The sequence below is a fragment of the uncultured Gemmiger sp. genome, from assembly GCA_944388105.1.
Lineage (GTDB): Bacteria > Bacillota > Clostridia > Oscillospirales > Ruminococcaceae > Gemmiger.
Genome location: CALXHN010000074.1, coordinates 1 through 10,432 on the forward strand (window position 1 = coordinate 1; position 10,432 = coordinate 10,432).

The window sequence follows — 10,432 nt, forward strand, 5'->3', positions numbered from 1 at the left end:
CTTTGCACCCCCGCCTCATTGTGCTACAATAAAACCAACACACCATACGATTCTGTGCAAAGGAGGACCCATCCATGGCCGACAACGGCGAACAATTGCGGTATCTGCAGCTTCTGTCCAAGGATTTTCCCACCATTGCGGCGGCCGCCAGTGAGATCATCCGCATCGAGGCCCTGCTCCGCCTGCCCAAGGGCACCGAGCATTTCATGAGCGATCTGCACGGGGAGCATGAAGCCTTTCTCCACATCCTGAACAACGCTTCCGGCGTTATCCGGGAAAAGATCGACCTGGTGCTGGGGGACTCGGTGCCCGCCCACGACCGGGCGGAGCTGGCCACCCTCATCTACTATCCGGTGCAGAAACTGCCCGAGATCAAGGCACGGCAGACCGACCTGGACGGGTGGTACCGCCGCACCCTCCTGCAGCTCATCGAGCTTTGCCGGCTGGTGTCCAGCAAGCACACCCGGGCCCATGTGCGCAAATGCCTGCCCGCCAACTGCGGCTACATTCTGGACGAACTGCTCCACGCCCATTTCGAGGACCACGACAAGGACCTGTATTACGGCGAGATCATCGACAGCATCCTGCGCTACGAGCGGGCGGACGCCTACATCATCCGGTTCTGCGAGGTCATCAAGCATCTGGCCGTGGACACCCTGCACATTCTGGGGGACGTGTTCGACCGGGGCGCCCGACCGGACCTGATCATGGATCAGCTCATCGCCCACCACGATGTGGACATCCAGTGGGGCAACCACGACGTGGTCTGGATGGGCGCGGCGGCCGGCAGCGCCGTCTGCGTCTTCACGGTGCTCAAGACCTCCCTGGCCTACGGCAACCTGGACCTGATCGAGACCGGGTACGGCATCAGCCTGCGGGCGCTGGAACGCTTCGCCATGGACTTTTACGGCGGCCCCATCGACCGCCGTTGGATCCCCCACGCCGATGACCGGGAACACATCTCCCCCGACGTACAGACCCGCAACGCCCGGATGCACAAGGCCGTGACCCTGCTGATGTTCAAGCTGGAAGCCCAGGTCATTGCCCGCAACCCGGATTTCGGCATGCAGGGGCGGGACTACCTGAACCAGATCGACTACCAAGCCGGCACCGTGCGCTGCCGGGGACGGGTATACCCCCTGCTGGACCGGGATTTTCCCACCGTGGACCCCGCCGCCCCCACCGCCCTCACCCCCCGGGAACAGGCCCTGGTGGAGGAACTCTGCCGCGCCTTCACCCAGAGCGAACGGCTGCAGCGGCATGTGCAGTTCCTCTACGCCCACGGGGCGGTGTACAAGGTGTTCAACGGCAATCTGCTCTTCCACGGGGCGGTGCCCATGACCCCCGACGGCGGCTTCGCCCCTGAACGGTTCGAGGGCAGGCTGTACAGCGGCAAGGCCCTCTTCGATTACTGCGACCGTCGGGCCCGCCAGGGATACTTTGCCCCGCCGGACAGCCCCGAGCGTGGGGCCGGACAGGATTTCCTGTGGTACCTGTGGTGCGGGTCCCTCTCTCCCATCTTCGGGCGCAGCGCCATGACCACCTTTGAGCGGCTGTACATTGCGGACGAGACCACCCACGCCGAGATCAAGAACCCCTACTACAAGCTGGTCAGCGGCCCCCACGCCGAGGAGATCGCCGTGCGGATCCTGGCGGAGTTCGGCCTTGCGGGGGAGGGCTGCCACATCCTCAACGGCCATGTGCCGGTGCGGGCGGTGGAGGGGGAAGACCCGGTGAAGGCGGGCGGCCGTCTGGTGGTCATTGACGGCGGGTTCTGCCGTGCCTACCACCGGCGCACCGGCATTGCGGGGTACACCCTGGTGTACAACAGCCGGGGCATGACCCTGCGCACCCACCAGCCTTTTGAGAGCACCGCCAAGGCCATCCTGGAGGACGAGGACATCGCCTCCAAGAGCAAACCCATCTATGTGGCCAAAGAGCGCATCCTGGTGCGGGACACCGACGAAGGACGGGCTTTCCGGGCCACCATCGCCGACCTGAGCCGGCTGCTGGACGCCTACCGCGCCGGCGTGCTGGTGCAGCACGGAGACTGAACCTTGACAGCGGCCCCCTGCGGGGGTATCATAAGGCCGCAAAAGAAAACACGGGCCCGGGCGGTCAAACCGTCGGGCCCGATGATTTTGTCTTTTGGCGGGAAAGTATACAGGGCAGGGCTGCAGGCCCCCCTTTGCAAGGAGGTTCAGCGGTATGCTGGAAAAACTGCGTCATCACGGACAGATGTCCGACGCTTTGCGCACCATGGTCTTTCTGACCCTGTCCGGCGGCTTCCAGGACGGATACACCTACATGGGCCGGGGTCAGGTGTTCGCCAACGCCCAGACCGGCAACGTGATTCTGTTCGGGGTGCACCTGTGCAGCGGGGAATGGGCCGCCGCCCTGCGGTACCTGACCCCGGTGGTGGCTTTCGGGGCGGGGGTGTATTTCTCCGCCTGGGTCCGCCACCGGTTCGGCGAAGGCCGCCGGCTGCACTGGCGCCAGCTGGTGCTGGGCATCGAGATCCTGCTGCTGTTTGCGGTGGGCTTCCTGCCCAACACCCTGGACATTGCGGCCAACGTGCTGGTCAGCTTTGTGTGCGCCATGCAGGTGCAGGCCTTCCGCAAGGTGCGGGGCAACGCCTACGCCAGCACCATGTGCATCGGCAACCTGCGCAGCGGGGTGCAGTGCCTGTTCGACTGGCGCCACAACGGCGATGCCGCCGCCCTGCGCAAGGCCCTGCAGTACCTGACCATCATCACCGTCTTTGCGGTGGGGGCCGTGTTCGGCTCGCTGCTCTCCCAGACGGTGGGGGTGCGGGTCATCTGGTGCAGCTGCGCCCTGCTGGCCGTGAGCTTTTTCCTCATGTTCTCCCGGGAGGAAGAGGCCTGAGGGGCCTCAGGCCGGGACCTCGCGGCCGAAATTCTGCACCTTCTCGATGAGGAAGGAGGACAGGGTGACGGTGATGAGGGAAAAGGCGATGCGCCAGGCCGGGATGTAACTCAGCGAAAGGGCCAGCACGGTCAGGTCGGTGAGCAGATAACACCGGGCCAGACCCCAGCCGGACAGCTTGTGGATGACCAAGGCCAGGGCGTCGTCCCCGCCGCTGGAACCGCCCTGCCGGATGATGAGACCCACCCCCACCCCGATGAACAGGCCGCCCAGGATGGCCGCCGCCAGGGGCTGGGCGGACAAATCCGGCAGCAGGTAAGGCAGGGATTCCCACACCTTGAACCAGGCGGCCATGGCCGCGCTGGACACCAGGGCGGTGCACAGGAACCCCGCCCCCAGTACCTTCAGCGCCGCCGCGTAGCAGGCCAGGTCCAGCACCGGCGACACCAGGGAGGCAGGCAGGCCGGTCCAGTGGTTGACAAAAAGCAGCATGCCCAGCACCCCGCCCTCGGTGATGCCGGTGCGCTGGTGGATGTTGTGCAGCCCGAAGGTGGCGATGCCGGCCCCCAGGACCAGGAGCGCCAGACGCCGGGGCGTGAACTGCCGGCGCAGGCGGTCCGCCGCCTGCCGCAGCCATTGGTTGTTTTTGTTCAAGATACTCACCTCTCACCTGTAGGATAAACCATGGAACTGTTCTAGGGTCAAGTGGTCAAAAAAAACGTCCCCGTGCTTTTTGAGAAAGGCATGGGGACGTTTTTTCGGTTTTATCAGCAGTGCCGGTCCCGCTGCAGGTCGATCCAGGCAAGGTCTCCCCGCTCCAGGCCGTGGATGAGCACCTCGGCGGTGGCAATGTTGGTGGCCACCGGGATGGTGTGCATATCGCACAGCCGCAGCAGGTTCACGGCGTTGGGTTCGTCCGGGCGCGCGCTCACCGGGTCCCGGAAAAACAGGAGCATATCCACCTCACCGCAGGCGATCATCGAGCTGATCTGTTCCGCACCGCCCCGGCCGCCGGGGTACAGGCAGCGCACGGGCAGGCCGGTGGCGTCGTGCACCACCTTGCCGGTCACGCCGGTGGCCACCAGCTCGTTCTGGGACAGAACGCGGATATAAGCCGTACAGAACTGGGTCATCAGTTCCTTGCGGGAATCATGGGCGATCAGAGCGATCCGCATGGGGGAATCTTCTCCTTTATACAAAAATGGAACCGCGGGGAGCGGTGATTGAATCTATGATACGGTAGAAAGAGAAAAAATGCAAGCACCGGACGGATTTCGGGCTATTTTTGCACGAAAATTCCACCTGTAACCGAGCAATTTTCACAAGGTCGGGCGTAAAATTTTGGCCAAACCGCGCGGCGCCGCCGTGCTATAATAAGTAAAACCAATCTTGAGGGGCGCTTTCTGCGCCCGAAAGGGGAGAATTCCTGATGAAACGTTCCGCGCAGACCGTGATCCGTGAAGGAGCCTATTACACCATCGCCGCCGCCAACGGCCGCGTGCTGGAGGTGGCCGATTTCAACACCGAGAACGGCGCATCGGTGCGGCTGTGGAGTTATGAGGGACAACCCTGGCAGCAGTGGACCTTTGAGGAGGCCGCGGAAGGCCAGTATCGCATCCGCAACCGCTTTACCGGCAAGGTCATGGACCTGGCCATGAGCGGTGTGGTCAACGGCACCTGGGTACACCAGTGGAGCAAGACGTCCGGCGCGGGGCAGCGCTGGGAACTGGTGCCCGCCGAGGGCGGCCGGGTGAAGATCCGCAACGTGCTGGCCGACAAGGTCATCGACCTGGTGGGCATGCGGGTGGACAACGGCACCCAGGCCCAGATCTGGCAGGACGTGTACGGGGAAAACCAGCTGTGGAAGCTCACCCCCGTGCCGGACAAACAGCTGAAAGACCCGCCCCCGGCCCCGGTGCGCACCGCCGCCCCCAAATCCACCCGCACCCAGACCGGCAAGGGTGCCAAGGCCAAGAAGACCTCCGGCAAGGGCGCCCGCCGTGCCGCCAGATAAACCACGCTGAACCAGACCTTTTCGCCCCGTCCGCGGCTTGCCGCGGGCGGGGTTTGCTGGTATAATGAGGGGTAGACTGTCCGCCCCCGGCCGGGTCCGGGGCGCGGTTCCTTTGTGTTTGTGACCGAAAGGTTTGGGTATGACCTACTATTCCCTTGTATTTCCCCTGTTTTTTGCGGCGGCGGTGCTGGCGTTCTGGCTGGTGCCGCCCAAAGCCCGGGAGGCCGTGCTGCTGGCGGCCGGGGTGCTGTATATGGCCAGCTGGGGCGGGGTATCCCTGGGGGTGCTGGCCGCCGTGACCCTGCTCACCTGGGCCTGCGGCCGGGGCATGGCCGCCGCCGGCACCCCCGCCGGACGACGGGCCTTCCTGGTGCTGGGGCTGGCGGTCAGCGCCGGGTTCCTCTTTGCCCGCAAGGCCCTGCCCCTGCTTGCCCCGGGGGTGACCCTGGTCACCCTGACCGGGCTGGCCTTCTACGCCCTGCAGGCCGCCTCCTATCTGGCAGACGTGTACACCGGCAGATGCCCGGTACAGAAAAACCTGCTCCGCTATGCCGTGTACATGAGCTTTTTCCCCCGGGTGCTCAGCGGCCCCATCGGTCGGGCGGAGGAATTCTTCCCCCAGCTGGACGCCCTGCGCACCGGACAGCGCCGGTGTGAGCCGGCCCAGGTGCGCCGGGGCCTCATCACCATGCTGGGCGGCTGGGCCGAAAAGCTGGTGCTGGCCAACCTGCTCTCCGCCTGGGTCAACGCCGTCTATGCCCAGTGGACCCAGTGCAGCGCCCCGGTGGTGCTGGCGGGCGGGCTCTTCTTCGGCTTTTCCCTCTACTTTGACTTTGCGGGGTACAGCCACCTGGCCCTGGGCGCCGCCCGGGTGCTGGGCATCGAGCTGGCCCCCAACTTCCGCCGCCCCTACTTTGCCCAGAGCCTGGGCGAGTTCTGGCAGCGGTGGCACATCTCGTTGTCCGGCTGGCTGCGGGATTACATCTACATCCCCCTGGGCGGCAGCCGCCGGGGTACGCCCCGCCGGGTGCTCAACCTGCTCATCACCTTCACGGTCAGCGGCCTGTGGCACGGCAGCACCTGGCAGTACCTGTTCTGGGGGCTGCTCCACGGGGTGCTGCAGAGCATCGGCGCCCTGACCAGGCCGCTGCGCCGCCGGTTTGCCGGCAAAGGCGGCCCCGCCGGGGTGTGGGCGCGCCGGCTGTTCATCACCCTCTGCGCCAACGGGGCCTTCCTCTTCTTCGGGGCGCCCAGCCTTTCCCAGGGCTTCGGCATGGTGGGCCGCATCCTCAGCGGTGCCCCCGGGCTGGGGGCGCTGGACCTGGGGGTGTCGGGCACCGAGCTGGCCTTTGTGCTGCTGGCCATGGTCCTGGCTTTCTGCCTGGACCTGGCGGCCGAGCGGGCGGAGAACGCCGGTTCCAGCCTGTACGACCGCTTCGCCGCCCTGCCCGGGGCGGTGCGGGTGCCGGTGCTGCTGGTGCTGGCCGTGACCGTGCTGGTCTTTGCCTGCCGCCTGGTGGGCACGGACGCGGCTTCCTTCTATTATGCGCAGTTTTAAGGGAGGGCCGCAGCCATGAAAGCATTTCTTCTTCGTCTGGCGGCCTTTGTACTGGCCGCCCTGGTGTTGTTCTGCGGGGTGCTGGGGCTTTCGGCCTTTGCCCCCTTCTCGGAAATTTTTGCCAAGCTCACCGATTCCACCGGGTACTCCGCCTCGGCCAGTGAGGAGATCGGCGGCCACATCGCCAACGTGCAGGCCGACGATGGCGCCGCCGCCCTGATCCTGGGGGACAGCGTCTGCTGGCAGGTCTTTGACCCCTTCAGCCTGTGCAACACCGCCTACCGCATCGACGGCAGCAACCGGGCGGTGACCCTGGCCGGACAGTATCTGCTGGCCAAAGCCTTTCTGGACGCCCACCCCGGGGCCACCGACGTGTATCTCATCGTCACGCCGGAGAGCTTTTCCGCCGGGTTTGACGCAGGGTACGGCTACCAGTACGCGGCGGCCCCCTTTGCCGCCGCCGGACTGCTGGGCGGCCTGGACGAGACCACCCGGGCGGAGCTCACCGCCGCCTACGGCGCGCCCTTCCTCACCGGGAGATTTGCCCGGTGGGCGGACGCCTCTCCCCTGGTGAAAAAGCTCTACCTCAACGCCCTGGAACTGGTTCCCCGGCAGGAGGAGACCGGGCCGCTGACCCCCATGGCCGCCCGCAACCTGCAGAATCTGGCCGCTTTGTGCCAGGAGCGGGGAGCGGTCTTCCACCTGCTCTGCGCCCCCCTGGCTGACACCGGGGACCGCCGCAGCACCATGGCGGCGCTGGAAGAGGCGTTCCGGGCGCAGGGGCTCTACGACAGTTATTCCGCCTACTTCACCCGGACGCCCTGGTATGACCGGGGGCTTTTCGGGGAGGACGGCATCCATTTTGACAATTCCGTGGCCGATATGGATTTCTGCGCCGGAGTGGTGCGGGACATCCAGGCCGCCACCGGCCTGCTGGACGGGCTGGTGCTCAGCTACGACTGATTTTTCCGTACCCTACTATTTGACCTTTGGAAAGGCGGTTTCCCCATGCAGTTCAGTGAACTTTCGATCCGTGAACCCATCCTGCGGGCCACCCGGGAGATGGGCTTTACCGAGATGACCGAGATCCAGCAGAAGGCCATTCCCCTCATGCTGGACGGCCATGACATGATCGCCAAGGCCCCCACCGGCACCGGCAAGACGGTGGCCTTCGGCATTCCGGTGCTGGAACAGGTGGCGGACGCCCCCGCCGGCGCCCCCAAGGCGGTGATTCTGAGCCCCACCCGGGAACTGGCCCAGCAGATCGCCCAGGACCTGCGCAACCTGGCCCAGTTTCTGCCCCAGGTCAAGATCGTCTGCGTCTACGGCGGCGCCGGCATGGACAAGCAGCAGCGCCAGCTGAAGGCGGGCTGCCAGGTGGTGGTGGCCACCCCGGGGCGGCTGATGGACCATTACCGCCACCATGCCATCGACCTGTCCGGGGTGGAGACCATCGTGCTGGACGAGGCCGACGAGATGCTGAACATGGGCTTTTACAAGGACGTGCGCCACATCATCGACCTGATGAAGCACCGCAGGAGCCTGTCCATGTTCTCGGCCACCATCAGCCGGGAGGTGCTGGACATCGGCTGGCTGTACCAGAAGAACGCCGCCGAGGTCAGCGTGCAGCCGGTGGAGGATTCCAGCCCCAAGATCGACCAGTACAAGCTGCTGACCACCGGCCGGGACAAGCTGGCCGACCTGGCCCAGATCATCATCTCCGAAGGGTACAAGCGGGTGATGGTCTTCTGCAACACCAAGTACAACACCGGCATGCTGGCCAACCAGCTGGCACGGCTGAACTTCAACGTGGACTGCCTGCATGGGGATCTGTCCCAGGCGGAGCGCAACCGGATCATGCAGCGGTTCAAGGCCGGGGAGATCGCCGTGCTGGTGGCCACCGACGTGGCCGCCCGGGGCATCGACGTGTCCGACGTGGACGCGGTCATCAACTACGACGTGCCCGAGGAAAACGAGCACTACACCCACCGCATCGGCCGCACCGGCCGTGCCCGCCGGGAGGGCGCCAGCTATCTCTTCTACACCAAGGAGGAGACCAAACGGGTGGACACCCTGCTGCGCCTGACCCGCAACACCGACGACTGCCGCCCGGTGCACTTCGACTTCAACCATGAGAAGCTCATCGTGGAGGAGAACACCCCCACCGACCGCTTCCAGATCAAGTGCTATTTCTGAGTGAATCCCATGCAAGAGACACTGTATCATAACGGCCGCGTGTATTGCGGCGACGGCCGCACCTGCACCGCCCTGTGGGTGCGGGACGGCCGGGTTTTCCGCATGGGCGGGGAGGAACTGCGGAAAGAGGCCGACGGCATCCCCGCCGTGGACCTGGCGGGGGGCTGGGTGTTCCCCGGCTTCAACGACAGCCACCTGCATCTGTTGGATGTGGGCCGGGGGCTGGGGGCCATCGACCTGTTCGGGGCCGATTCTCCCGCCGACATCGCCCGCCGCTGTGCCGACTTCATCCGCCGCCGGAACATTCCCGCCGGACGGGCCATCTACGGCAACGGCTGGAACCAGGACAAGTTTGCGGGCGCCCCGGTGCTGCCCACCCGGGCGGACCTGGACACGCTGGTGCCGGACCATCCCCTGCTGCTGGACCGGGTGTGCGGGCACATCATGGTGTGCAACACCGCCGCCCTGAAAGCGGCGGGCATCACCGCCGCCACCCCGGTCCCGGAAGGCGGGGGCATCGACCTGGGCCCGGACGGGCAGCCCAACGGCCTTTTGCGGGACAACGCCGTGGCCCTGGTGCGCAAGATCCTGCCCGCCGAGAACGTGGAGGACATCAAGGCCGAATTTGTGGCCGCCTGTGCCCGGGCGGTGTCCAAGGGGCTGACCACCGTGCAGACCTGCGACATCCGCAGCCGGGACTGGCCGCTGGTGGTGCAGGCCCTGCGGGAGCTGGACGAAGCCGGACTGCTGCCCCTGCGGCTGGTGCTTCAGTGCGCCCTGGACACCCCGGAGGACTACCGGGCCTTTCTGGATGCCCACATCCAGGACGGCCGGATGTGGAAAGTCGGGCCCCTGAAGCTGTTCCTGGACGGGTCCTTAGGCGCCCGCACTGCCTGGATGCGCCGGGACTACGCCGACGAGCCGGGGCAGCGGGGACTGTGCTGCCTTGGCTATGACACCGCCCTGACCATGGCCCGCATGGCCGACGCCGCGGGCAAACAGGTGGTGGCCCATGCCATCGGGGACGCCGCCGTGGACGAGATGCTGAACGTTATCGAAGCCCTCTGCCCCCATGGCGAAAATCCTCACCGCCACGGGGTGGTGCATTGCCAGATCACCACCCGGGACCAGTGGGACCGGTTTGCGGCGCTGCAGGCCGGGGCGCTGGTGCAGCCGGTGTTCCTGGACTACGACCACACCATCGTCACCGCCCGGTGCGGGGCGGAACTGGCCGCCACCAGCTATGCTTTCGGCACGGCGGTGCGGCTGGGGGTGCCGGTGAGCTACGGCACCGACGCCCCGGTGGAGGACCTGGACCCCCTGCGCAACTTCTACTGCGCCGTGACCCGCCGGCCCCTGGCCGGGGGCGCGCCCTGGCAGCCGGAGGAGTGTGTGACCCGTGCCCAGGCCCTGGACTGCTACACCCGGGGCGGGGCGTACAACGAGTTTGCGGAAGCCGAAAAGGGCCTGCTGCTGCCGGGATACCGGGCGGACTTTGTGGTCCTGGACGGGGATCTGCTCACCGTGCCGGAGGAGCAGCTTTTGCAGCTGCGGGTGCTGGCTACGGTGGTGGGGGGACGGGTGGTTTATACTGCCTGATTTTCCCCGGCCCGATTTTGTTTGATACTTCCGGTTTATCCGGGGAACGGCATCTTGCCGGATGATCCTTCCTTTTTGGCAAGCGGGAGCTTGCGGGGGAGTTGTTCCTTTTTGGCGTCAAAAAGGAACCGAAAAACCGCCACCGTTTCGAGGCGGTGGACGCCGACCAGGGCTGCGGC

At 65.9% G+C, this 10,432-nt stretch carries 9 protein-coding genes; 7 read left to right on the plus strand and 2 right to left on the minus strand.

The window, feature by feature from the left end; translation table 11 throughout:
• The first annotated feature begins 74 nt into the window (after positions 1-74).
• Together Q0K17_RS08485 and Q0K17_RS08490 are read left to right on the plus strand one after the other, a co-directional pair.
• Positions 75-2,054, plus strand: coding sequence for a fructose-1,6-bisphosphatase (locus tag Q0K17_RS08485; RefSeq protein ID WP_294542225.1), 1,980 nt, complete (start codon positions 75-77; stop codon positions 2,052-2,054).
• 154 nt (positions 2,055-2,208) lie between these two features.
• Positions 2,209-2,886, plus strand: coding sequence for a YoaK family protein (locus tag Q0K17_RS08490; RefSeq protein ID WP_294542228.1), 678 nt, complete (start codon positions 2,209-2,211; stop codon positions 2,884-2,886).
• Positions 2,887-2,892: 6 nt separating this feature from the next.
• Here the strand turns inward: Q0K17_RS08490 and Q0K17_RS08495 are convergent, their stop codons facing one another.
• Positions 2,893-3,540 carry a YitT family protein gene (locus tag Q0K17_RS08495; RefSeq protein ID WP_294542231.1) on the minus strand — a complete coding sequence of 216 codons (648 nt, stop codon included), beginning with the start codon at positions 3,538-3,540 and terminating at the stop codon, positions 2,893-2,895.
• A 113-nt stretch (positions 3,541-3,653) separates the two neighbouring features.
• Complete coding sequence (locus Q0K17_RS08500; RefSeq protein ID WP_294542233.1) at positions 3,654-4,061, minus strand: methylglyoxal synthase; 408 nt, start codon at positions 4,059-4,061, stop codon at positions 3,654-3,656.
• A 254-nt stretch (positions 4,062-4,315) separates the two neighbouring features.
• Here Q0K17_RS08500 and Q0K17_RS08505 point away from each other — a divergent pair, with 254 nt between their 5' ends.
• The 5 genes from Q0K17_RS08505 to Q0K17_RS08525 all read left to right on the plus strand — a co-directional run bounded on the left by Q0K17_RS08505 (position 4,316) and on the right by Q0K17_RS08525 (position 10,253).
• Positions 4,316-4,900, plus strand: coding sequence for an RICIN domain-containing protein (locus Q0K17_RS08505; RefSeq protein ID WP_294542243.1), 585 nt, complete (start codon positions 4,316-4,318; stop codon positions 4,898-4,900).
• A gap of 139 nt (positions 4,901-5,039) precedes the next feature.
• Positions 5,040-6,458 (plus strand): MBOAT family O-acyltransferase, encoded by a 1,419-nt coding sequence (locus Q0K17_RS08510; RefSeq protein WP_294542254.1) that lies wholly within the window; start codon positions 5,040-5,042, stop codon positions 6,456-6,458.
• Positions 6,459-6,473: 15 nt separating this feature from the next.
• On the plus strand, positions 6,474-7,421 hold the full coding sequence (locus tag Q0K17_RS08515; RefSeq protein WP_294542255.1) for a hypothetical protein: 948 nt from the start codon (positions 6,474-6,476) through the stop codon (positions 7,419-7,421).
• A gap of 45 nt (positions 7,422-7,466) precedes the next feature.
• On the plus strand, positions 7,467-8,654 hold the full coding sequence (locus tag Q0K17_RS08520; RefSeq protein WP_294542257.1) for a DEAD/DEAH box helicase: 1,188 nt from the start codon (positions 7,467-7,469) through the stop codon (positions 8,652-8,654).
• 9 nt (positions 8,655-8,663) lie between these two features.
• Positions 8,664-10,253, plus strand: coding sequence for an amidohydrolase family protein (locus tag Q0K17_RS08525; RefSeq protein ID WP_294542259.1), 1,590 nt, complete (start codon positions 8,664-8,666; stop codon positions 10,251-10,253).
• The last annotated feature ends 179 nt before the right edge of the window (positions 10,254-10,432 follow it).

Excerpts from the sequence above, each read along its gene's own strand:
- Q0K17_RS08490 (WP_294542228.1), top strand. The coding sequence starts at position 2,209 with ATGCTGGAAAAACTGCGTCATCACGGACAGATGTCCGACGCTTTGCGC.
- Q0K17_RS08500 (WP_294542233.1), bottom strand. The coding sequence starts at position 4,061 with ATGCGGATCGCTCTGATCGCCCATGATTCCCGCAAGGAACTGATGACC.
- Q0K17_RS08515 (WP_294542255.1), top strand. The coding sequence starts at position 6,474 with ATGAAAGCATTTCTTCTTCGTCTGGCGGCCTTTGTACTGGCCGCCCTG.
- Q0K17_RS08525 (WP_294542259.1), top strand. The coding sequence starts at position 8,664 with ATGCAAGAGACACTGTATCATAACGGCCGCGTGTATTGCGGCGACGGC.
- Q0K17_RS08505 (WP_294542243.1), top strand. The coding sequence starts at position 4,316 with ATGAAACGTTCCGCGCAGACCGTGATCCGTGAAGGAGCCTATTACACC.
- Q0K17_RS08520 (WP_294542257.1), top strand. The coding sequence starts at position 7,467 with ATGCAGTTCAGTGAACTTTCGATCCGTGAACCCATCCTGCGGGCCACC.
- Q0K17_RS08510 (WP_294542254.1), top strand. The coding sequence starts at position 5,040 with ATGACCTACTATTCCCTTGTATTTCCCCTGTTTTTTGCGGCGGCGGTG.
- Q0K17_RS08485 (WP_294542225.1), top strand. The coding sequence starts at position 75 with ATGGCCGACAACGGCGAACAATTGCGGTATCTGCAGCTTCTGTCCAAG.